Source organism: Streptomyces rectiviolaceus, from assembly GCF_039533825.1.
In the GTDB taxonomy this organism is placed as follows: domain Bacteria; phylum Actinomycetota; class Actinomycetes; order Streptomycetales; family Streptomycetaceae; genus Streptomyces; species Streptomyces rectiviolaceus.
On record NZ_BAAAUG010000039.1, the window covers coordinates 50,875 to 72,716 of the forward strand.

21 protein-coding genes are annotated in these 21,842 nt (G+C 71.9%); 5 read left to right on the top strand and 16 right to left on the bottom strand.

From position 1 onward, the window contains the following. Window positions 1–3: 3 nt before the first annotated feature. From ABD378_RS13335 to ABD378_RS13345, 3 genes are read right to left on the bottom strand one after another with little or no spacing between them, the layout of a single operon-like run. Complete coding sequence (locus tag ABD378_RS13335; RefSeq protein WP_344520918.1) at window positions 4–810, bottom strand: CoA-transferase subunit beta; 807 nt, start codon at window positions 808–810, stop codon at window positions 4–6. Further along, on the bottom strand, window positions 807–1,670 hold the full coding sequence (locus tag ABD378_RS13340; protein WP_344520919.1) for a CoA transferase subunit A: 864 nt from the start codon (window positions 1,668–1,670) through the stop codon (window positions 807–809). Before ABD378_RS13340 ends, ABD378_RS13335 begins: the two co-directional genes overlap by 4 nt. Continuing rightward, complete coding sequence (locus ABD378_RS13345; RefSeq protein WP_344520920.1) at window positions 1,667–2,461, bottom strand: enoyl-CoA hydratase family protein; 795 nt, start codon at window positions 2,459–2,461, stop codon at window positions 1,667–1,669. Before ABD378_RS13345 ends, ABD378_RS13340 begins: the two co-directional genes overlap by 4 nt. A 67-nt stretch (window positions 2,462–2,528) precedes the next feature. Between ABD378_RS13345 and ABD378_RS13350 the strand changes: the two genes are divergently transcribed. Together ABD378_RS13350 and ABD378_RS13355 are read left to right on the top strand one after the other, a co-directional pair. Further along, window positions 2,529–3,296, top strand: coding sequence for an SDR family oxidoreductase (locus ABD378_RS13350; protein ID WP_344520921.1), 768 nt, complete (start codon window positions 2,529–2,531; stop codon window positions 3,294–3,296). 37 nt (window positions 3,297–3,333) lie between these two features. Further along, window positions 3,334–4,266 carry an SDR family oxidoreductase gene (locus ABD378_RS13355; protein ID WP_344520922.1) on the top strand — a complete coding sequence of 311 codons (933 nt, stop codon included), beginning with the start codon at window positions 3,334–3,336 and terminating at the stop codon, window positions 4,264–4,266. A 75-nt stretch (window positions 4,267–4,341) separates the two neighbouring features. Here the strand turns inward: ABD378_RS13355 and ABD378_RS13360 are convergent, their stop codons facing one another. The 3 genes from ABD378_RS13360 to ABD378_RS13370 all read right to left on the bottom strand — a co-directional run bounded on the left by ABD378_RS13360 (window position 4,342) and on the right by ABD378_RS13370 (window position 8,012). Next, window positions 4,342–5,844 carry a SulP family inorganic anion transporter gene (locus ABD378_RS13360; RefSeq protein WP_344520923.1) on the bottom strand — a complete coding sequence of 501 codons (1,503 nt, stop codon included), beginning with the start codon at window positions 5,842–5,844 and terminating at the stop codon, window positions 4,342–4,344. A 121-nt stretch (window positions 5,845–5,965) separates the two neighbouring features. Then, entirely contained in the window at window positions 5,966–6,346 is a 381-nt protein-coding gene (locus ABD378_RS13365; RefSeq protein WP_344520924.1) for a hypothetical protein, read from the bottom strand. A 229-nt stretch (window positions 6,347–6,575) separates the two neighbouring features. After that, window positions 6,576–8,012 carry an MFS transporter gene (locus ABD378_RS13370; protein WP_344520925.1) on the bottom strand — a complete coding sequence of 479 codons (1,437 nt, stop codon included), beginning with the start codon at window positions 8,010–8,012 and terminating at the stop codon, window positions 6,576–6,578. 129 nt (window positions 8,013–8,141) lie between these two features. On the opposite strand from ABD378_RS13370, the gene ABD378_RS13375 reads away from it, so the two are divergent. Both ABD378_RS13375 and ABD378_RS13380 read left to right on the top strand, forming a co-directional pair. Then, the gene (locus tag ABD378_RS13375; RefSeq protein WP_344520926.1) at window positions 8,142–8,807 is read left to right on the top strand and encodes a TetR/AcrR family transcriptional regulator; all 666 of its coding nucleotides are present in this window, start codon (window positions 8,142–8,144) and stop codon (window positions 8,805–8,807) included. An 82-nt stretch (window positions 8,808–8,889) separates the two neighbouring features. Further along, a complete protein-coding gene (locus tag ABD378_RS13380; protein WP_344520927.1) occupies window positions 8,890–9,906 on the top strand; it encodes an alpha/beta fold hydrolase in 1,017 nt (338 codons plus the stop codon). Window positions 9,907–9,922: 16 nt separating this feature from the next. On the opposite strand, the gene ABD378_RS13385 is transcribed toward ABD378_RS13380, so the two are convergent. The 8 genes from ABD378_RS13385 to ABD378_RS13420 form a co-directional block, all read right to left on the bottom strand. After that, on the bottom strand, window positions 9,923–11,629 hold the full coding sequence (locus ABD378_RS13385) for a serine/threonine-protein kinase (protein ID WP_344520928.1): 1,707 nt from the start codon (window positions 11,627–11,629) through the stop codon (window positions 9,923–9,925). An 82-nt stretch (window positions 11,630–11,711) separates the two neighbouring features. Then, window positions 11,712–12,824 (bottom strand): bifunctional 3-oxoadipate enol-lactonase/4-carboxymuconolactone decarboxylase PcaDC, encoded by a 1,113-nt coding sequence (pcaDC, locus tag ABD378_RS13390; RefSeq protein WP_344520929.1) that lies wholly within the window; start codon window positions 12,822–12,824, stop codon window positions 11,712–11,714. Continuing rightward, the gene (locus ABD378_RS13395; RefSeq protein WP_425583836.1) at window positions 12,821–14,437 is read right to left on the bottom strand and encodes a lyase family protein; all 1,617 of its coding nucleotides are present in this window, start codon (window positions 14,435–14,437) and stop codon (window positions 12,821–12,823) included. Before ABD378_RS13395 ends, pcaDC begins: the two co-directional genes overlap by 4 nt. A gap of 92 nt (window positions 14,438–14,529) precedes the next feature. Next, on the bottom strand, window positions 14,530–15,084 hold the full coding sequence (gene pcaG / locus ABD378_RS13400) for a protocatechuate 3,4-dioxygenase subunit alpha (protein WP_344520932.1): 555 nt from the start codon (window positions 15,082–15,084) through the stop codon (window positions 14,530–14,532). Beyond that, entirely contained in the window at window positions 15,084–15,854 is a 771-nt protein-coding gene (gene pcaH / locus ABD378_RS13405) for a protocatechuate 3,4-dioxygenase subunit beta (RefSeq protein ID WP_344520933.1), read from the bottom strand. The genes pcaG and pcaH overlap by 1 nt, the downstream gene beginning before the upstream one ends. A 61-nt stretch (window positions 15,855–15,915) precedes the next feature. Then, window positions 15,916–17,118, bottom strand: coding sequence for a thiolase family protein (locus tag ABD378_RS13410; protein ID WP_344520944.1), 1,203 nt, complete (start codon window positions 17,116–17,118; stop codon window positions 15,916–15,918). Between the two features lie 2 nt (window positions 17,119–17,120). Beyond that, window positions 17,121–17,768 carry a CoA transferase subunit B gene (locus ABD378_RS13415; RefSeq protein ID WP_344520935.1) on the bottom strand — a complete coding sequence of 216 codons (648 nt, stop codon included), beginning with the start codon at window positions 17,766–17,768 and terminating at the stop codon, window positions 17,121–17,123. After that, window positions 17,768–18,550: a CoA transferase subunit A gene (locus ABD378_RS13420; protein WP_344520936.1), complete on the bottom strand. Its 783-nt coding sequence runs from the start codon at window positions 18,548–18,550 to the stop codon at window positions 17,768–17,770. Before ABD378_RS13420 ends, ABD378_RS13415 begins: the two co-directional genes overlap by 1 nt. A 187-nt stretch (window positions 18,551–18,737) precedes the next feature. Between ABD378_RS13420 and ABD378_RS13425 the strand changes: the two genes are divergently transcribed. Then, a complete protein-coding gene (locus tag ABD378_RS13425; protein WP_344520937.1) occupies window positions 18,738–19,205 on the top strand; it encodes a MarR family winged helix-turn-helix transcriptional regulator in 468 nt (155 codons plus the stop codon). A gap of 1 nt (window position 19,206) precedes the next feature. On the opposite strand, the gene ABD378_RS13430 is transcribed toward ABD378_RS13425, so the two are convergent. Both ABD378_RS13430 and ABD378_RS13435 read right to left on the bottom strand, forming a co-directional pair. Beyond that, on the bottom strand, window positions 19,207–20,124 hold the full coding sequence (locus ABD378_RS13430; RefSeq protein ID WP_344520938.1) for a DUF3048 domain-containing protein: 918 nt from the start codon (window positions 20,122–20,124) through the stop codon (window positions 19,207–19,209). A gap of 92 nt (window positions 20,125–20,216) precedes the next feature. After that, window positions 20,217–21,842: hydroxysqualene dehydroxylase (locus ABD378_RS13435; protein WP_344520940.1), on the bottom strand; the 1,626-nt coding region annotated here is incomplete at its 5' end.

Genomic DNA, 21,842 nt, shown 5'->3' on the forward strand with positions numbered 1-21,842 from the left:
ACGTCACGAGCGCACCTCGCGCTCGCGCAGACCACGCGGGTCCACCACGTCCCGGATCAGCCGCAGTTCCTCCGCCGTCGGCTCGCGGGTGCAGGGCACGTCGTCCGCCGCCGCGAGCGTGAAGCCGGTCGACTCACGCACCTGATCGACCGTCACACCCGGATGCAGGGACACCAGGCGCATCGCGTGGTCCGCCGCCCCGAAGTCGAAGACGCCGAGGTCCGACACGACCCGGCGCAGGTCGTGGAAGCGGGTGGCGGAAGGACCGGCCGCCGCCGCGCTGTCGTAACCGACACCGCTGATCATGTCGACCTTCTCGACGAAGACACGCGTCGAGTGCCGGGGGATCCAGTAACTCACCGGGTTGTTGAGGGTGTTGACCGGAGCTCCGCGCACCCCGAGCAGCTGGCGCTTGGGCCGCGCCCAGTCGCCGATGCAGGAAATGTTCTGGTTCCCGAAGCGGTCGATCTGGCTCGCGCCCATCATCACGTGACGCCTGCCGCCCATGACCATCGTCAGGTGCCTGCGGTACGGCAACCAGCCCTCCGTCACCGCCGACGGTGCCCCCACGGCGGGCACGTCACCGATCAGCAGCGCCTCCCCGTCCGTGAGGAGCAGATCCGGCGAGAACGTCAGCTTGGCCAGGCGGGCGGCGATCGCCGGGACCGTGCCCATCGGGGACGCGAGGATCTCCCCGGCGCCCCGCCAGGCCTCGGCGCAGGCGATCACGCAGTACTCGGCGCGAGTGACGGGGGTCGCGGAGGCCGTCTCGCGAGCGCGGGCCGCCGCCGTCGGGTCGGTCTGCGTCATCGCTGCTCCTTGTGCCAGGTCTGCACGGCCGCTTGGTAGTCCTGCTCGGTGCCGGTGAGGAAGCGCTCCTCGAATTCCTTCCAGGAGTCCGTGTCGCCCGCAGCGGTGGCGTAGGCCTTCTGGAAGGGCTCGTCCCGGCCGTAGTCCGGCACGCACGACGTGAAGTGCGCGCCCTTGGGTGTCTCGGTCACGCCCGTCACCGCGTGCCGGGAGATCAGCATCGTCTGCGGCGCCGCCCGCTCGGTGAGCTCGCTCGACTCGACGATCCGCTCGCACGACACGTACGCCGTGTCGGCGGCCTCGCAGAACAAGTCGTCGAAGTACGGGTCCGGGCCCAGATACTGGGCGTTGCCCAGGCGGTCGGCGCGGTTCAGATGAACCAGTGCCGCGTCCATCCGCAGGGCGGGCACGGCGACAAGCTCCTCCCCGTCCTCGTACGGCGAAGTGATCGTACGCAGCTGGGGGTTGACCCGCAGGACGTCCGAACCGAGGCCCGCGCGGATCGGCAGGAAGGGCAGCCGCTGGGCGCCGGCCGTCAGGCCCTGCATGAACATCGCCTCGTCCAGCTCGACCAGGTCGAAGGCCCCGCGCTCGCGCGCCGCGCGGAAGTGCGGCTCCAGGGGGATCGAGTCGAGGGTCGTGAACGCCGTGACCAGCTTGCGGATCTTGCCCGCCGCGGCGAGCAGGCCGATGTCCGGGCCGCCGTACGACACGACGGTGAGGTCCGTGATGCCGGACCGCAGCAGGGCCCGCACCAGCGCCATGGGTTTGCGGCGCGAGCCCCAGCCGCCGATGCCGAGCGTCATCCCGCTCCGCAGGCGCCCCACGATCTCGTCGGGCGTCATGGTCTTGTCCCTCATGCCCTGCCCTTCTCTTCCTTCGCTGCCTTCGCTGCCTTCTCTTCCTTGCCGGATTCCTGTCCGAAGCCCTCGCGGACGCGGTCGGCCAGGCCGCTCAAGTTCGCCTCGAAGGTGAAGCCCTGCTCGAAGCGGTAGCTGCGGTGCACGTCGACGGGGTCGATGCCGTTGATCGCGGCCTTGGCGAACCGCAGCAGCGTCCCGTCCTTCTGTGCGATCTCGCGGGCCAACTCCAGGGCTGCCTCGCGCAGTTCCGCGGGTGGAACGACACGCCACACGGAGCCGTGCGCGTGCAGCTCGGCCGCGGTGGCCGTGCGTGAGGTGTAGTACAAGGCACGCATCAGGTGCTGCGGCACCAGGCGGGCGAGATGCGTCGCGGCGCCGAGAGCGCCCCGGTCCAGCTCGGGCAGGCCGAACGTGGCGTCCTCGCTCGCCACGATCGCGTCCGCGTTGCCCACCAGGCCGATGCCACCGCCCAGGCAGAAGCCGTTCACCGCGGCCACGACCGGCACCTCGCATTCGTAGACCGCCGAAAACGCTTCGTAGCACCCGCGGTTGGCGCCTATCAGTGCGCTGTGGCCGCTGTCGCGCTGCATCTCCTTGATGTCCACGCCCGCGTTGAAACCACGGCCATCGGCGGCTAGGACGACGCAGCGCGTCTCGGGATCGCGGCCCGCCGCGCGCACCGCTGCCGCCAGGTCGAACCACCCCTGCACGGGCAGGGCGTTGACGGGCGGGAAGTCGACGGTGACGGCGGCGACGCCCTTGTCCGGGGTGGAGGTGGAGACAGACATCAGAGGATCCGCTACCTTTCAACCAGGCCCTTCAACCAAACATTTGTTAGTTAGGACGGTAGCAGCGATGACTGACACCCAACAGGTGGTGGTCGTCACCGGCGGCACCCGAGGCGTCGGCGCCGGCATCGCCCGCAGCTTCCTCGCCGCCGGTGCTCGGGTCGTCGTCTGTGCCCGCAGGCCGCCGGACCGTCCGGTCGAAGCCGCGGGTGCCACCGCCGAGTTCCGGCCCCTCGACCTGCGCGAGGCGGAGGCGGCGCACACGTTCTTCGCCGATGTGGCCGCCGACCACGGACGGTTGGACGCGCTGGTGAACAACGCGGGCGGCACACCCTTCGGGCTGCTTGCCGAGTCGGCCCCCGCCCGCCAGGCCAAGATCGTCGAACTCAACCTGCTGGCCCCGCTGTACGCGTCCTTGGCGGCGTACGAGGTCATGCGCGGCCAGGAGACCGGCGGGGGCAGCATCACCATGATCGGGAGCGTGAGCGGTTCGCGGCCGTCGCCCGGCACAGGTGCCTATGGCGCGGCCAAGGCGGGCCTGGAGAACCTCGCGCGCACGATGGCCGTCGAGTGGGCCCCGAAGGTGCGCGTGAACACCGTCGTGCTCGGCCTCGCTCGCACCGAGAGCGCCCATCTGCACTACGGCGACGAGGACGGCATCGCGCAGGTCGCCCGCACCATCCCGCTCGGCCGCCTCGCGGAGCCGTCGGACGTCGGGGACGCGTGCGTCTTCCTCGCCTCCGACGGCGCGCGCTACATCAGCGGCGCCGCACTGCACCTGCACGGGGGCGGCGAACGCCCCGCGTTCCTGGACGCCGCGTCCGTCAACCACTGAACGTGTCCGAGGAGTTCCACATGACCGAGGAGGACGCATGACCTCAGCCGACAAGCCGCGCACGGGAATCTGCGCGGGCCGCGTCGTGATCGTCACGGGTGCGGGCCGGGGCCTGGGCCGTGCGCACGCGCGCGCGTATGCCGCCGAGGGCGCCAAGGTCGTCGTCAACGACCTCGGTGTGGGGCCCGACGGCTCCGGAGCGTCCGGCGGGCCCGCGCACGACGTCGTCGAGGAGATCCGCGCCGCGGGCGGCGAAGCCGTCGCGCACGGCGGCGACATCGCCACCTCCGAGGGCGCCGCATCCCTGGTGCGGGCCGCCATCGACACGTACGGGCAGCTGGACACCCTGGTCAACAACGCGGGGTTCCTGCGGGACCGGATGCTGGTCAACCTCGAGGAGGACGACTGGGACGCGGTGATGCGCGTACATCTGAAGGGGCACTTTCTGCCGCTGAAGCACGCGGCCGCCTACTGGCGCGGCGAGGCGAAGGCGGGGCGCGCGCGGCACGCGTGCGTGGTCAACACCAGCTCCGGGGCCGGGCTTTCGGGGAGTGTCGGGCAGGGGAACTACAGCGCGGCCAAGGCCGGGATCCTCGGGCTCACCATGGTCGCCTCCGCCGAATTCGCGTCCTACGGAGTGCGGGTCAACGCGATCGCGCCCGCCGCGCGGACGCGGATGACGGAGCAGACCTTCGCGGAGACCATGGCCGCGCCCGAGGAGGGCGGCTTCGACGCGATGGCTCCGGAGAACGTGTCGCCGGTCGTGGTCTGGCTGGGGTCCGAGGCGTCCGCCGGTGTCACGGGCCGTGTCTTCGAGGCCGAAGCGGGGCGCATCACCGTCATGGAGGGCTGGCGGCCGGGGCCGACGGCCGACAAGGGGGCACGCTGGACCCCGGCGGATGCGGGCGACACGGCGCTGAAGCTGCTCGCCGGGGCGCAGGCGCCCGAGCCGGTGTACGGGGCGAGGTAGGGCGCGATGCCGCCGGACGGGCTCGCCATCATGGCCCGTCCGGCGCATGAAGGGCCGGGTAGCCGGTGGGGACAGTCAGGCCCCGGACGCCACCCGCACCGGATCGGTGCCTTCCGCACTGTGCCGCGCCGCCCAGTTCTCAAGGGACGTACGGCACGCGTGGTCCAGGTGCCGCAGCCCCGTGAGATCGAGCTCGATCGGGCGGTCCTGGGGCAGCGCCTCAAGCGCGTCCAGCATCTTGGGGAGGCGCAGGAACGTGGCGTTGCCCGACAGGTGGACGCGGATCGGGCCCGCGCCCTTGTCGACGACCTCCACATGCACGTGCGACGTCTCCCACGCGGTCTTTATGACGGCGAGGGCGAGGCCGATGAGGACGCCCTCGAACATGCTCACCGTGACGATCGCCGCGGCCGTCACGGCCAGGACGACCGCCTCACCGCGGTGTTCGCGCCACAGCTCGGCCAACTGCCGTACGGGGACGAGCTTGCAGCCCGCGTGCACGAGGACACCCGCGAGCGCCGCGACCGGGATCAGGCCGAGCGCGGCGGGCAGCAGCGCCGCGAAGAGGAGCAGCCAGACGCCGTGCAGGACGCGGGACGCCTTCGTCCGCGCGCCCGCCTGCACGTTGGCCGCGCTGCGGACGATGACGGCGGTCATCGGCAGGGCGCCGAGCAGCCCGCACACGGTGTTGCCCGCGCCCTGCGCGATCAGTTCCTTGTCGTACGACGTGCGCGGACCGTCGTGCAGCCGGTCCACCGCGGCCGCGCTGAACAGGCTCTCCGCCGACGCGATCAGGGCGAACGCGAGGACGGTGCCGATGGCGCCGAGACTCATGAGATCCCCGAAGGCGGCGGCGTCCGGCATCCGCACCGCCTCGACGAGCCCCTGCACCTCAACCGTGGCCACCGGCAGGGAGAAGAGCAGCGTGGCGCCCGTGGCGAGCGCGACGGCGGCGAGGGGCGCAGGCACCACGCGGACCTTCGCGGGGAGCCTGCGCCAGAAGACGAGCACGGCGATGGTGACCGTGCCGAGCCCGAAGGCGGTCAGCGCGCGCTCCGAGCCGATCATCCCGGTGAGCAACCCCGGCAGCCCGGCGATCTTGCCGAGGCCGCTCGCGGGGGCTTCGCGGTCCGCCATGGCGTACAACTGCCCGGCGATCAGGACGAGTCCGATGCCGGCGAGCATGCCCTCGACGACGGCCACGGAGATGGCGCGGAAGAAACGGCCGAGCCGGAGGAAGCCCATGGCCAGCTGGAGGATCCCGGCGGCGAGCACGAGGGCGCCGAGCGCGGCGATGCCGTACTCCTGGACGGCTTCGTAGACGAGGACGGTGAGTCCCGCGGCGGGACCACTGACCTGGAGGCTGCTGCCGGGCAGCAGGCCGGTGACGAGACCGCCGACGATGCCGGTGATCAGGCCGAGTTCGGCGGGTACCCCGGAGGCGACGGCCACGCCCACGCACAGGGGCAGGGCGACGAGGAAGACGACTACGGAGGCGGCGAAATCGTGCCGCGCGCCGTCGGGGGCCCTGAACAGGGATCGGGCGCGGTCGAGTACGGAGGCATGGGAAGGCTGCATGTCGGTTGACTCCTGAGCGCCGTGGGGGGCGCATCGGTGTGACGTGGACCGGTGTTCGGGTCCGGCCGGCGGAGGTGTCAGGCAGGAGGGCCTGGCGGCGTGGCCGCGCCGGAGGGGCCGATCAGCAGCGGAAGACCTGGAGGAGGGCGGGTAGTTCGCGGCCCGCGGGTCTCGACTCGTGGTGGGCGACGGCAACGGGGCGCTGCGCGCGCGTGCCGTCGTCCACGGTCGTGGTCGCGTCCGTACGGGCGTGGAGCCGGGGAGCCGTGGCGGGGGTGAGGTCACGGCAGTGCGGCCGGCCGCGGGCCCGGAAGCGCTCGGAAGTCTCTCCCGGGTGCGTGTCGTCGCCGCACTGCGCGTACGGGGCCGTGGCCGGTGGCGTACGGGACTCCGCGCCGGTCGTGGGTTCGTTGACCCCGTGCGCGAAGAACTGGACGATCACCAGGAGCACGGCGATCAGCGCCGCGGGCAGCACCCGCCCGCGCACTCCGGCTCCCGTCACAGTGGCAAAGTCCTCACGTGGCTACGTAACTCGCATGGTCACCAAGTAACTTAACCCGCCAGATGTGTCACCCAGGTGACCAGGTGGTGACATGACGCGATAGCCACCCTTCGATCAGACGTACGTGGCGCGTTTGTGCGGGCGGCGGGCGGCGGGCGGCGGCGGAAAGGTGGCGGTGCGGGCGGGGCGGACGGGGCGGGTGGGCCCCGCCCGCCGAGGTCGGTGCACGTCAGTGCACGTGCGGCCCGCCGGTCAGCAGCGGCTTGCCGCGCGGTACGAGTGCGAACGTGGCGGAGGCGCTGACCGCGGTGGCCACGGCCCACACCGTGAACGCGTCCGTGAAGCCTCCGCCGGTCCCGCCCTCGATCCCCGCGGCTGCGACCGTCGAGACCACGGCCACGCCGATGGATCCCCCCACCTCGTGGAAGGTGTTGACGACACCGGACGCGACGCCCGCCTCCTCGTGGGCGATGAAGCCCAGCGCGGTGGTGGTGGCCGCCACGAACACCGAACCGAGGCCGAGCGCGGCCAGGGACATGCCCGGCGCGACACTCGCCCACGCGTTGCCGTCCGGCCCGGCGCCGGTGAGCAGACCGGTGCCGAGCCCCGCGAGCGCGAGCCCCACGGCAGCCGTGGGCCGGGCCCCGAGCTTGCCCACGAACCGTCCGCCCAGGTGCGCGCCGACCACCGTGGCCACGGCCACCGGCAGGAACAGCACCCCGGTCCTGAGGGCGCTGTAGCCGCGTACCTCCTGGAGGAACACCGACCCCAGGAAGAACAGCGAGATCAGCAACGCCGTTGCGACCAGCATCAGATACGAGCCCGCCACCACGGGCCGGCGCCGCAGGACGGCCAGGTCGATCAGCGGTGTGCGCTGTGCCCGCTCGACGACGGCGAACGCTCCGTAGGCCACCGCCGCGGCGGCCACCGGAACCAGCGTCCGAGGGTCCGACCAGCCCGTGTCGCCCGCCGCGACCAGGCCGTAGATGAGCGAGCCCGTGCCGGCGGTGACGAGCAGCGCACCGGGGACGTCGAGTCGGGCGGGCCGGGGTGCGCGCGCGGGGACGACGGCGGGCAGGGCGAGCAGCAGGGCCGCCCCGATGGGCACGTTGACGTAGAAGATCCACTCCCAGCCCGGGCCGTCGGTCAGGACACCGCCGAGCAGGACGCCGATCGCCGCGCCCGCACCGCCGATCGCCGACCACACGCCCAGCGCACGGTGCCGGTCACGGCCGTGGAAGGTCGTGGTGACGATCGCCAGGGCGGCGGGGGAGAGCAGCGCGGCCCCGACCCCCTGCGCGGTACGGCCCGCGAGGAGCGTCGCCGGGCCCGATGCGAGGCCGGTCATGAGTGAGGCGGCGGTGAACAGGGCGAGGCCCGCGAGCAGGGTGCGGCGCGCCCCGAGGACGTCCGCGAGCCGCCCGCCGAGCAGCATCAGGCCGCCGAAGCAGAGTGTGTAGGAGGTGACGACCCAGGTCAGCGCGGTGCGGCCGAGGTCGAGGTCGGCGGCCATGCTCGGCAGCGCGACGTTCACGACGGTCACATCGAGCACCAGCATGAACTGGGCGACGCACAGCAGCGTGAGCGCCGACCAGGGGCGTGGGCCGGTGGGAGGTGGCGCGTCCGCGTGGGGCGCGGAGGCCGGGGTCGGGTGGGGATGCGTCATGGCAGGTCCTTGGAAGGAGAAGGAGAAGGGCAAGGCGAAGGGGCAGGGGCGGGGGCAGGCATCTGAACTGTACTGACTAGTTCATATGAACTCAACTGTTCAGTTCAGTTCGCTGGTAAAGTGCGGCGCATGCGAAATGAGGGAAGCGGCGAGGCAAGAAGCACGGGCCCCACGGGCCCCACGGGCCCGCGCGCGGAGCGCAAGCGCGAGGCGATCGTCCTGGCGGCCCGCTCGCTGTTCCTGCGTGAGGGCTTCGGCGTCGGCATGGACGCCATCGCGGCCGAGGCGGGCGTGTCCAAGGTGACCGTCTACAACCACTTCGGCAACAAGGAGGCGCTGTTCATCGCGGTGATCGCGGGCGCACTCGACGAACCCCTCGCCTCCTCGTCATCGGTCGCCGCACTCGACGGCCTCACCGAGGCGGACGACCTGCGCGAGGCGTTCCTGAACGCCGCCCGCGTCTGGGTCGACGCCGTCCGCACCGACCAGGAGGCGAACGCGCTGCGCCACCTGGTGGCCCGGGAGATCCACCGCTTCCCGTCGCTCGGCAAGGCCTGGGGGCAGCACGGTCCGGAGAGCCATCACCCCGCGGTCGCGGGCGCGTTGCGCGAACTCGCCGAGCGGGGACGGCTCACCATCCCGGACATGGAGGCGGCGGTCATCCAGCTCTACTCCCTGCTGGTCTTCCCGCACCTGGTCTTCGGTCTGTACGGAACCGACATCAGCGACGACCTGACGGACCGTCTGGTCGTGACGGGTGTCGACCTGTTCCTGGGGTACTACGCCGCCGCGTGACTTCGCGGCGGTGCGCCCGAATTGCGCCACTCGAAACCCTTCCGAAACCACCCCACCGCGCCGCCCACCTACACTCCGGCCCATGGCGCGGATCCTGCCCTTCCAGCCCAGGCGGCTTCCCACCGACGACGAGAGCGGGGCCGCCCTGCGGTTCCGTACCGTGCACGGCTACCGGCGCGCGTACCGCGTCGCCGGTGAGGGACCGGCGATTCTGCTGATCCACGGCATCGGCGACTCATCGGCGACGTGGTCCCCACTGATCCCCCAACTCGCCCGCACCCACATGGTCATCGCCCCCGACCTGCTCGGCCACGGCGCGTCCGAGAAGCCGCGGGCCGACTACTCGGTGGCCGCGTACGCCAACGGAGTCCGGGATCTGCTCGGCGTGCTCGGCGTCGAGCGGGTCACCCTCGTCGGGCACTCGTTCGGCGGCGGTGTCGCGATGCAGTTCGCCTACCAGTTCCCCGAGCGCGTCGACCGGCTCGTCCTGGTGAGCACGGGAGGCGTCGGCCCGCAGGTCACCCCCGTGCTGCGGGGCGTCTCGCTGCCCGGGGCCGCACTGCTGCTCTCCCTGCTCGGACTGCCCGGCGCCGACCTGCCGGTGCGGGCGGTCGTCGCGTTGCTCCGGCTGCTCGACACCGGTCTCGGGCGGGACGCGCCGGAGTTGATGGGCCTGGTCGACGCGCTGCCGGACGTGTGGGCGCGGGCCGCGTTCATCCGCACGCTGCGGTCCGTCGTCGACTGGCGCGGCCAGGTGGTCACCATGCTGGACCGCTGCTACCTCGCGCAGGGCATGCCGACGCTCCTCGTCTGGGGCGACCGGGACGGTGTCCTACCGGTCGACCACGCGTTCACCGCACACGAGGCGATGCCCGGCAGCCGCCTCGAAATCTTCCCTGGGGCCGGGCACTTCCCTTTTCACACCGATCCCGTGCGCTTCCTCTCGCTGGTCGAGGAGTTCATCGGGGCGACGGAACCGGCCAATTGGAGCATCGATCAGTGGTGGCGCCTGCTGCGGGCGGGGCGTCCCGGCGACGACGCGTACATCGACGAGATGGAGCGGCGGTACCGCGAGGCGAGCGAGCGGAGCGCCACCTAGGCGTTCACCGCCACTCCTAGGACGCTCGCCAGACCGTCATGTCCGCGGTCAGGAAGCTGAATCCGCCCTTCGGCAGCGCGGTCGACTTCACCTGGACCACGAGCAGGGCGATGTCCCCGGAGGGGTGCTTCACGCAGATCTCGCTGCCGGCCGCCACCGCGGCCAGCGGGAGGTCGTGGCTGTCGGCGCCCTTGAGGGCGATGCGGCACGAATCGAGGGTGGCTCCTGGCTTGCTGTACAGCATGGTGAACATGCTCTTGTCGCTCTCCAGCGCGCAGGTCTCCCCGCAGACGAAGCGGATGTCGCCCTTGCGGTCCTTGCGGTCGACCGGCTCCCTGAGGCTCACGGAGTTCTTCTCGTCGAACCACTCCTGGGGGTACGCGATGGCGCGTGGCGGAGTGGACGCGTTCGAGGAGGGGCGCGACGCGTCAGGCTTCTGGCCGCTCTTGTCACCCGCCCCCGAGCCCTCACCAGACCCTGAGTTCTCATCCGTTCTCGCGTTCTCGCCGGACCCTGAGGCCGCACCGGATCCCGACGTGGATCCCGACGTGGATCCTGACGTGGATCCTGACGTGGACCCCGCCCCCCGTGCGGACGCCTCCGAACCGGACTTCGAGGACGTGTCCCGGTTGCGGAGCAGGTCCGTCGCGTCCATGACCGTCCACGTCAGGCCCATCACCAGCAGCGCGCTCCCCGTCACGATGGCCGTGATGAGCGCGTTGCGTCTTCGGCGGGCCCGCCGCTCGTTCGCCCCAGTGGGCACGGTCGGTTGCGGCGGCGCGAACAACGGCAGCGTGTGTACGGGGGTGGGGTGGGGGAGCGGGGCCGGAACCCTCACCTCCGGTCCCGTGACCTCCCGCCAGACGGCCGGTCCCCCGCCTGCGTCGGCGTCCCGGCCGAGCCGCTGCCTGCACCACTCGACGATCTCCGCCGGGGTGGCCCGCTGTGCCGGATCGGCGGCCAGGCACCGGGCGAACAGCGGCCGGAGCTGCGCGGGCAGCAGGGACAGGTCGGGCTCCGAGTGCACGATCCGATACAGCACGCTGACCGAGGGCCCGTCCCCGTACAGCGGCTCGCCCAGTGCCGCGAACGCGGCTGTCTGGCCGAGCGCGAAGACATCGGTGGCCGCCGTGACCTGGCCCGCGGACGCCTGCTCGGGAGCCATGAACTGGGGCGTGCCGACGGCGCCACCCGTGGCTGTGTACGCGGACGTGGCGCCGGAGGTCAGCGAGATGCCGAAGTCGATCACGCGCGGCCCGTCGGCGGCGAGCAGCACGTTCGACGGCTTCAGGTCCCGGTGGACGATTCCCGCACCGTGGATGGCCTGCAGCGCCTCGGCGACCCCAGCCATCAGCCACAGCACCGCCGGTACCGGCAGCGGTCCGCGCCGGGCGACTGCGTCCGACAACGAGGGCCCGGGCACGTACAGCGTGGCGAGCCAGGGCGGTACGCCGTCCGCGTCGGCGTCGATCAGTTCGGCCGTGTAGGCGCCCCGGACCCGCTTGGCCGCCTTTATCTCCCGGCTGAACCGCCGCCGGAAGGCCGGATCGTCGGCCAGCTCGGGCCGTACGACCTTGATCGCGACCGGTCGGCCGCCCTGCGTGTGCGACAGATAGACGCGGCCCATGCCTCCCGCGCCGATCCGGGCGGCGAGACGGTAACCGGCCACCACGGGCGGATCGTCCGCCTGCAACGCCTGGAACACCTCAGTCGCGTCGTGCATCGCCTCTTGCCCCCCCGGTTCCCCTGAGCCCTGATCCCCTGATCCCCCTGATCAGCAGCAGCCTAAAGGGTGCCGTGACCCGCTATTCCTCCGCGAGGACCCGCTGTGCCACCGCGAACGCCGAGTTGGCCGCCGGGACACCGCAGTAGACGGCCGTCTGGAGCAGCACCGCGCCGATCTCCTCGGGCGTGAGACCGTTGCGGCGGGCCGCCCGGACATGCATGGCCAGCTCGTCGTAGTGCCCGTGCGCGACCAGGGCGGTCATGGTGATCATGCTGCGTTCACGGTGAGCGAGGGTGGGGTCGGTCCAGATCTCGCCCCAGGCGTAGCGGGAGATGAAGTCCTGGAAACGGGCCGTGAAGGGCGTCGTGCTCTCTTGCGCCCGGTCCACATGTGCGTCACCCAGGACGGCTCGCCGCACAGCCATCCCGCTCGCGGCCGCTCCCGTCAAGTGCGTGCGCAGCGCGGCGATCACGGCCTCCGGTCGCTCCGCGGGCGCCAGGTGCGAGGCGCCCGCCAGCTCCGTGAGGGATGCGCCCGGCACCGCGTCGGCGATCTCGCGTGCGTGGGCGGGCGGCGTCGCCGGGTCCTCGCGGCCCGCGACGACGAGCGTGGGCGCGGTGATCGTCGCCAGCGACTCCCTGATGTCGTACGCCGCGAGCGCGTCGCAGCACGCTGCGTACGCGCCCGGGTCGGTGTTCCGGTGGTCGTCCACCAGGCCGGGGACCGTGAACCCGGGGGTGAACCAGCGGTCCGGCGCGCTTTCGGCGAGGGCGGCGAGGCCGTCGCGGCGCACGAGCGCCGCGCGCTCCTCCCAGCGTGCGCTGCCGCCGAAGTGCGCCGACGAGCAGATCACGGCGAGGCTCTCCACGCGCTCCGGGTGGTGCGCGGCCAGGTGCAGGCCGACGGCGCCGCCGAGGGAGACACCCGCGTACGCGAAGCGGTCGATGCCGAGGGAGTCGGCGAGCGCCAGGACGAGTGCGGCCAGGTCGGCGACGGTCGCTCCCGGGCCGATCAGCTCGGCGGGGGACTTGCCGTGACCGGGCAGGTCCCAGCGTATGACCCGGTGGGTGGTGGAGAGTTCGGGCGCCACGGCGTCCCACAGCGCGGTGGACGTGCCGACGGACGAGCCGAGGAGAAGAGGGGGCGCGGTCGGTGCGCCCTCGGTGGTGTGGTGCGGCAGCTTGGCGGTCATCGTCGCTCCAGGGCTCGGTCCGTGAGGGCTCCGGCGGAGCCGGTGTAACGGGTGGGGTCGGTGAGTTCGGTGAGGTCGACGGCCGACAGGTCGGCCTCTTCGGCCAGGACCTCCGCGAGGGACCTGCCCTCGTCGCGGGTGCGGCGGGCCGCCGATGTGAGGAGCTCCTTCGCGCGGGCCCGGCCCAGGAGGGGTGTCAGCTCTGCCGTGAGGCGTTCGGAGACGATCAACCCGTGGGTGAGCGTGAGGTGTTCGCGCATCGCCTCCGGGTGGACCCGGAGGTTCTCGGTGAGTTCCGCCGCGTGGTGGCTCGCGCCGCCGACCGTGCGGAGGAGGTCGCGCAGGGCCTCCCACTCCGCGTGCCAGGCGCCCGCCGGGCGTTCGTCCTCGGCGGCCATCGACGCGTGGAGCGTCGCCGCCAGGGCGGGGACGCGGCGGGCGGCGGCCGCGACGAGGGTGGAGCGTACGGGGTTCGCCTTGTGTGGCATGGCGGAGGAGCCGCCCCCTGCTCCCTCGGAGAGTTCACCGAGCTCGGTCCGGCTGAGAGTGAGGATGTCCGTGGCCGCCTTGCCCAGGGCCCCGGCGGTGAAGGCGAGGGCGGAGGCGAGGTCGGCGACCGGCGTGCGCAGCGTGTGCCAGGGGAGAGCGGGCTCGGCCAGCCGCAGCTGGCGTGCGTAGGCCGCAACGAGGCCCTCCCCAAGCCCACCCGCCGCCGAGCCGTCCTTAGCCGCGCCCGCGTTCGCCGAGCCGGTCTTCGCCGCGCCCGCGTTCGCCGCGCCCGCGTTGGTCGAGCCGGTCTTCGCCGAGCCGGTGTTGGCCGTGTCCGCGTTCGCCGGGCCGACCTCTGCCGAGCCGGTATTGGCCGTGTCCGCTTTCGCGGGGCCGGCCTTCGCCGGGCCTGCACCTGCCGAGCCTGGATCTGCCGGGCCTGTCTCTGCCGGACTGGCCTTCGCCGAGTCCGTCTTCGCCGAGCCAGGGTCGACTGAGTCCGTCTTCGCCGAGCCAGGGGCGACCGAGTCCTCGTTCGCCGAGCCGGCGTTGGCCGAACCCGCCTTCGCCGAATCCGCCCCCGCCGGGCGGCCGCTGCCCGCGTACGCCGCGAAGGCAGCCAACGTGCCCGCAGCGCCGCCTAGTTGGACCGGAAGCGCGTCACGCACCGCCCGCGCCCTGTCCCGCGCGTCGAGGATCAGCGCGCGCCAGCCCGCCGCCTTGAGCCCGAACGTCGTCGGCACCGCGTGCTGTGTCAGGGTGCGGCCCGGCATCACCGTGTCCCGGTGTTCCGACGCGAGGCGGGCCAGCGCCGCCTCCGTGCGGGTCAGGTCCGTCAGGATCAGGTCCAGCGTGCGCCGCGCGACCAGCATCATGGCCGTGTCCATGATGTCCTGGCTCGTCGCCCCCCGATGGACGTACGGCGCCGCCTCCGCGGACACCGCGGCCGTCAGGTCCGCGACCAGCGGGATCACCGGATTGCCGCCGCCCCGCGCGCGGAGCGCGATGTCGCGTACGTCGAAGCGATCGGCGCGGGCCGCAGTAGTGACGGCCGTGGCCGCATCCGCCGGGGCCAGGCCCACCTCCGCCTGAGCACGCGTCAGCGCCGCCTCCGCGTCCAGCATCGCCCGCAGGAAGGCGGTGTCGCCCGTCGCGGCTTCGGCGGGCGAGCCCGCTCGCCCGGGGGCGAGCAGACCGACGTCCGTACCTTCAAGACTCACTGGAACTCCAGGAACACCGTTTCGCCCTCGCCCTGAAGGCGGATGTCGAAACGGTACGTGCGGTGCGACTCGGGGCGGGTGACCAGCGTCGCGCGCCGCGCCGGGTCGAGGGAGCCGAGGAGCGCGTCGCCCGGCTCGTCGACCAGGTAGGCGCGCGTGTACAGGTGGTGGAGCAGACCGCGCGCGAAGACGGCGACCGCGATGTACGAGACGCCGCCCGGCGGGAGCGTACGGACCGTGAAGTGGCCGTCCGCGTCGGTCGGGACACGGCCGAACCCGGTGAACGCGACGCCGTCACGGCCGATGACCTCACCCGTGACCGGGTCGTGCCGCAGCGATCCGGGCGCGCCCGTGCGGGAGCCGTCGGGAGCGGGCTGCCAGGTCTCGATGAGGGCGTCGGGTACGGGGTTTCCCGCGCCGTCGTACACGTATCCGTGCAGGGTGATCGTGTCCGGGTGGCCGGCCGGAGCGACCTCGCCGCCCCGCGGGAAGGGCAGCGCGTAGCCGTAGAAGGGGCCGACCGTCTGAGAGGGAGTCGGAGCGTACGACATCAGTGGTTGTCGCCTTCCTCGAAGAGCGTCGCGCAGGGACCGTCGAGGACGATGTCCCAGCGGTAGCCGAGCGACCACTCGGGCGCGGAGAGATCGTGGTCGTAGGCGGAGACCAGGCGCTGTCGCGCCGACTCGTCGGTGACCGAGCGCAGGACGGGGTCGTAGGCGAACAGCGGGTCGCCCGGGAAGTACATCTGCGTCACCAGGCGTTGCGTGAACGCAGTCCCGAAGAGCGAGAAGTGGATGTGCGCGGGGCGCCACGCGTTGACGTGGTTGCGCCAGGGGTAGGCGCCCGGCTTGATCGTCGTGAAGGAGTACGTTCCCTCGTCGTCGGTCAGGCAGCGGCCGAAGCCCGTGAAGTTGGGGTCGAGCGGCGCCGGGTGCTGGTCGAGCTGGTGGGCGTAGCGGCCGGACGCGTTGGCCTGCCACAGCTCGACCAACTGGCCGCGCACGGGCCGCCCTTCACGGTCCAGGACACGGCCGGACACGGTGATGCGCTCGCCGAGCGGCTCGCCCAGGTGTTGGCGCGTCAGATCGCGGTCGAGCGCCGTGATGTCGGTGACGCCGAACGCGGGGCCGCTCAGCTCGACCGCCTCTGGGTCGCGCAGCGGGATCAGCGGCTGCTTGGGGTGGCGGAAGTGGCTGCTGCGGTACGGGGGATAGTCGCGCGGCGGGTGGTCGGCGGGCGCCGCGGCGGCCTGCGCCTTGGCGACCTCCGTGTCTATCTCCTGCTGGCTCAGCCCGTCGGGCAGGGGTTCGGTGAGGGTCATGGCTCTCGGCTCCGTGAGTACGGCGTGGTGGTGGCTTTGGTGGGCGACGGTGGGCGACGGATCAGCGTTCGAGCACCAGGGCCAGGCCCTGGCCGACGCCGATGCAGAGGGTGGCGACGCCCGTCCCCGAGCCGCGCCGGGCGAGCTGATGGGCGACGGTTGCGGCGAGCCGCGCGCCGGACGCGCCCAGCGGATGGCCGAGCGCGATCGCCCCGCCGAGGGGGTTCAGGACGGCCGGGTCGAGGTCGGGCCATTCGGCCACGCACCCCAACACCTGTGCCGCGAAGGCCTCGTTGAGCTCCAGCGTGCTCAGGTCGCCGAAGGACCTGCCCGCCTTCACGAGGGCGCGGTTGACGGCCTCGACCGGTGCGAGGCCGAAGTAGTGCGGCTCGATCGCGGAGACGGCGGACGCCGAGACGCGCGCCAGCGGCTCGCGTCCCGTCGCCCTCAGGCCCTCCTCGTCGACCAGGAGCAGCGCGGCGGCGCCGTCGTTGAGCGGCGACGCGTTGCCGGGCGTGACGGTGCCGTCGGAGGTACGGAAGGACGGCTTGAGCTTGGCCATCGCCTCCAGGGACGCGTCGGCGCGTACACATTCGTCGCGTTCGAAGAGGACGGGATCACCCTTGCGCCGGGGAATGGCGACCGGTGTGATCTCCGCGTCGAACAGGCCGTCCTGCTGGGCCCGCGCCGCCTTGTGGTGCGAGGCGAGGGCGTACGCGTCCTGCTGCTCGCGGGTGATCCCGTGCTTGTCCGCGACGAGTTCGGCGCTCTCGCCCAGCGGGACCGTCCACTGCGGCTCCATCCTCGGGTTGACCATGCGCCAGCCCAGAGTGGTGGAGTACAGCTCGGTGTGCCCGGCGGGGAAGGGCCGGTCGCTCTTCGGCAGGACGTAGGGAGCGCGGGTCATCGACTCGACTCCGCCGGCCAGGGCGATGGAGACGTCGCCGAGCGCGATGGCCCGCGCGGCCTGGATGACGGCTTCGAGCCCGGAGGCGCAGAGCCGGTTGACGGTCACGCCCGGCACGGTCACGGGCAGGCCCGCGAGCAGAGCGGCCATGCGGCCGACGTTGCGGTTCTCCTCGCCCGCGCCGTTCGCGTTGCCGAAGTAGACGTCGCCGATCCGGAAGGGGTCCAAGTCCGGTGTACGGGCGAGGAGTTCACGGATGGCGTGCGCGCCGAGGTCGTCCGGGCGGACGCTCGCGAGCGCGCCGTTGTACTTGCCGACGGGGGTGCGCACGGCGTCGACGATGTAGACGTCACGCAGGCTCATGACGGAGTTCCTTCAGGGATGTGGACCTTGGCGGCGGTCTTGACGACGACCTCGTCCGTGGTGACCCCAGGGGCCAGCTCGACGAGCTTCAGGCCGGTTTCGGTGACGTCAAGGACGCCGAGGTCGGTGATGATCCGGTTCACGCAGGCCCGGCCGGTCAGCGGCAGCGCGCACTCCTCGAGGATCTTGGGGGAGCCGTCCTTGGCGGTGTGGGTCATCGCCACGATCACCGTGCGCGCCCCGTGCACCAGGTCCATCGCCCCGCCGATCCCCGTGATCATCTTGCCGGGGATGGCCCAGTTGGCCAGGTCCCCGCGCGCGGAGACCTGCATCGCGCCGAGCACCGCGACGTCGATGTGGCCGCCGCGGATCATCCCGAAGGACAGCGCGGAGTCGAAGTAGGAGGCGCCGGGGCGGACGGTGACCGTCTCCTTGCCCGCGTTGATCAGATCCGGGTCCACCTCGGCGTCCGTGGGGTACCGGCCCACGCCGAGGATGCCGTTCTCGGACTCCAGGACCACCTCGACGCCCTCGGGGAGGTAGTTGGGGATCAGCGTGGGCAGTCCGATGCCCAGGTTCACGTACTGACCGTCGCGCAGCTCGTGTGCGGCGCGTGCGGCCATCTGCTCACGGGTCCAGGCCATCAGCCGCTCACCGTCCCTCGTGCCTCGGGCGCGGAAACCGTGCGCCGTTCGATGCCCTTGTCCACTGCCTGCTCCGGGGTCAGCTCGACGACCCGCTGGACGTAGATCCCCGGCAGGTGTACCGCGTCGGGGTCGATCTCGCCCGGCTCCACCAGCTCCTCCACCTCGGCGATCGTGACCCGTCCGGCCATCGCTGCGAGGGGGTTGAAGTTGCGGGTGGACTTGTTGAACACGAGGTTCCCGTGCCGGTCGCCCTTGGCGGCCCGCACCAGCGCGAAGTCGGTCCGGATGCCGCGCTCCAGGACGTACTCCTCCCCGTCGAACTCCCGCACCTCCTTGGCCGGCGAGGCGAGCGCCACCCCGCCCGAGCCGTCGTAGCGCCACGGGAGCCCGCCCTCGGCGACCTGTGTGCCGACCCCGGCAGGGGTGAAGAACGCGGGAATCCCGCACCCTCCCGCGCGCAGCCGCTCGGCGAGCGTGCCCTGCGGGATCATCTCCACCTCGAGCTCACCGCCCAGGTACTGGCGGGCGAACTCCTTGTTGGCGCCGATGTATGAACCGGTCACCCGCGCGATCCGGCCCGCCGAGAGCAGCACGGCGAGGCCCGACTCCATCGCCCCGCAGTTGTTGGACACCACCCGCAGGCCCGACACACCGGCCTCGTACAGCGCCCCGATCAGGACGCCGGGCACACCGCTCAGCCCGAACCCGCCCACCGCCAGGGACGAACCGTCCCCCACATCGGCCACCGCGTCGGCGGCCGATGCCACCACCTTGTCCATCCGTCGAGCCCCATCTCTTCCAGGCCTTCGATGCCCCACTCATTAATCAGGGCACTGACTATTTATACGAGGTTGAACTTACGCTGCCACTCGTTCCCTAAGCCGTCAAGGGCGAGTACTGTTCAGTGCACCTACGGAAATCCCGGACACAAGACAGTGTCCGAGGCGCAACGCAACGGAGGAACTCATGGCCGCGGTGGACCTGACCACCCACCCCGGGCACCTGGCCCGGCGTCTGCAGCAGGCGCACTATCTGCTGTGGAACACGATGGTCTCCGAGGAGATCACCTCGCCGCAGTTCGCCGTCCTGAACGCCCTCGTCGCCGAGCCGGGCCTCGACCAGCGCACCGTCGGCGAGCGGGTCGGCCTCGACCGGTCCACCATCGCCGAGGTCATCAGCCGCCTGATGCGCCGCGAACTGCTCGACAAGGTCCGCGACCCGCAGGACGGCCGCCGGTATCTGCTGCACCTCACGGACGAGGGCAAGCGCACGCACCGCAAGCTGACCCTGCGGACGGCCCGGATGAACCAGGTCTTCCTCGGGCCGCTCTCCGCGGACGAGCAGACGGTGTTCTTCGACCTGATCCAGCGGGTCTCGGACGCGGCGGAGGGCCTGCGAAACCCCGCGGAGCCCCTCGCCGCCACCAGGACCTGAGTCACCCCTTCGCGTACACCACCCACACCTGGCCCTTCGCGAACGGCAGTTGCTCGCCGCCGTCCGCTGCCGTGAACTCCGTGCCGTCCTGCGCGGACGGCCGCTCCCAGAGCGCCTCGTAGGCCCGGCCGTCCCGCAGGACCCGCGCCTTGCCCGAGCCGACGGTCTCGGTGAACGGCGTGTTGTTGCCCGAGCGGTCGTGGAAGCGGGACTCGCGCACCTTCACGTACTGCACGACGACCGTCGAAGCGGCCAGTGACTTTCCGCCGGCCGTGCGAGCCTGCGCGCCGTCCATGGAGACCAGCCAGCGCTCCTGCGCGGCCTGCCAGGTGAAGGTGAACCGCGCCGCCGGGAAGCGGACCGTGCGCTCACGTTCCGGGGTGCCGCCCTTGGGCCGCGGGCCGAAGCTGAAGCCCGTGCTCTCCAGGCCGCCCTTGCCCGGGTCGGCGTTGAGCCTGTCCGGGCGTACGAAGAGGTTGTGCGGGGCCGGCTTGGCGCCGCTCCGGAAGTAGGCGTCCTCCGGAGCCTTGCCGGGCGACAGCTGCCGCAGGGGGGCCGCCGAGATCAGCGGGAGGAGCTTCGACTGTGCCCCGGAGAAGGCGAGGGCTGGATCGTCGAACTGCCGGAGCAGCTCCAGATCCGTCTCCCGTGCGCTGCGTACCGGTCCGATGACGGACGGCAGCCGGCCCGTGGCGTACACCGCCATCAGGCGGCTGAGACCCGCCTCGACCTGCTCCGCGTACACGACGTCGGCCGCCTCCAGGCCCGTCTGCGGGCGTGCGGGCTCTACGTTGTCGATCTTCACGGCGAGTACGCGCCCGCCCTCGCCGGTGGAGGGCCCCTTCCCGTCGGTGTCGCTCAGGGTGCAGCCGGGCACCAGGCCCAAGGCGGCGACGGCCGCCACCGCCGCCACCGTCATGCGTCGTGTCCGTATCCGTCTTCCCGCGCCCGCTGCCGTTCCCATACGGACTTCCTACCCCGTCTGCCCCTGCTCTCCCGTCCCGCGGCCCCTCAGCCCAGATCGAGGGCGTTGCGCAGGCCGAGCCGGTAGCGGGTCCGGTCGTGGCGCTTGAGGAGCTCGATCGCCGGGGCGCGGAAGAGGGAGGTCACGGTGCACGGTTCGGAATCCGAACCGACCCGCTCCAGGAGAGCGTTCACCGCCTGGCGCGCCGACGTGTTGGCGCCCTCCATCGTCGCGAGATCGATCGGCACGGCCACGTAGTCGCCCGCCAGGTAGAGGTTGGGGATCTTCGTGGCGGCAGACGGGCGGTTGTGGAGGGTGCCGACCGGGTGGATGAGCAGCTCGTCCTCGTTGGTCGGGTTCGGCGTGCCGATGCCGTCGACGCCCGGGTCAAGGAACCACGAGTGCAGCTTGCCGTCGCTCAGGACCACCTTGCCGGTGTCGTTGAGCGCGGCCTTGAGCTGCGCCCACACCTCCTTGGCGACCTCATCGCGCGTGCACTGCTTGGCCGTCTTGCCGTAGAGGATCCCCGGCTTGTCCCACTCGGAGATGTCCACGGAGAGGCACTCGACCGCGACGCCGTCTCCGTAGTCCGCGGGAAAGTCGCGGTCCGGCCAGTGGCCCGCCTGCGCGATGCCGGTGAGCGACCAGGGTGAGTCGATGAGGTTGAAGTGGCCCTTCACCACGGGCGGGCGCTCCGTCAGATAGAACTGGATGCCCGTCATCCAGTCCGTCTCCAGCTTGTCGCAGCGTGCCAACTGCGGGTCGGCCGCCTTCAGTTCCGCACTCCACGTCTTGCGCGCGTGCTCCACCGGCATGGCCTGGATGTAATGGTCGGCGGTGACGTCGCGGCGTACGCCGTCGGGATCCTCGATGACGGCCTTCGTGATGCGGCCGCCCGCGAAGCCCAGCTGACGCACGTCCCAGCCCATACGGAACTCCACGCCGAGCGACTTCAGATGGGTCACCCAGGGGTCGATCCACGCCTCGTTCGTCGGCGCGTCGAGCACCCGGTCCGGCGGGCCGTCCGCGCCCTGGCCGAGCGCGTTGAAGACGAAGGCCTCGCCGAGCGTGCCGACGGTGCGGGTGCTCGCCTCCTCGGCCTTGGTGGCGACGATGTTGCGGGTGACGCCGATCGCGAGGATGCGCTGGTAGTCCTTCGACATCTTCGCGGCGCGCACGAACTCCCACCAGGGCGTCGACTCCCAGGTGCTGTCGCGGCGCTCGTCGCAGCTGGTGAGGAAGACCAGGGCCCGGTTCACGAAGTACGCGACCTCGTGCGCGGGCAGGTTGAAGGCGGTGTCGAGGAGCGCGGTGAGCGCCCGTGCGATGTCGTCCAGGGTGAGCTTCTCCGGCTCGCTGCCCGGCCAGGGGATCGGCATCCGGATGTCCTCGCGCCCGGTGCGCGCGAACGACATCTCGCGCGGCGCCGCGAGGTTGTCCCAGACGCCGTTCGCGTTCCCGGGGAAGGGGATGCGGCGCATCGTGTCGGGGAGGTTGTGGTAGATCCCCGGGATGAAGCGGAACCCGTGCTCGCCCGGCAGCGGCTTCCGGTTCCCCTTCGCGCTGTTCGGTACGTCCATGCTGCGGGCCTTGCCGCCGAGCGCCCTGCGCTCGTAGACCGTGACGGCGAAGCCGCGCTCGGCCAGCTCATGGGCGGCGGTCAGGCCCGCGAC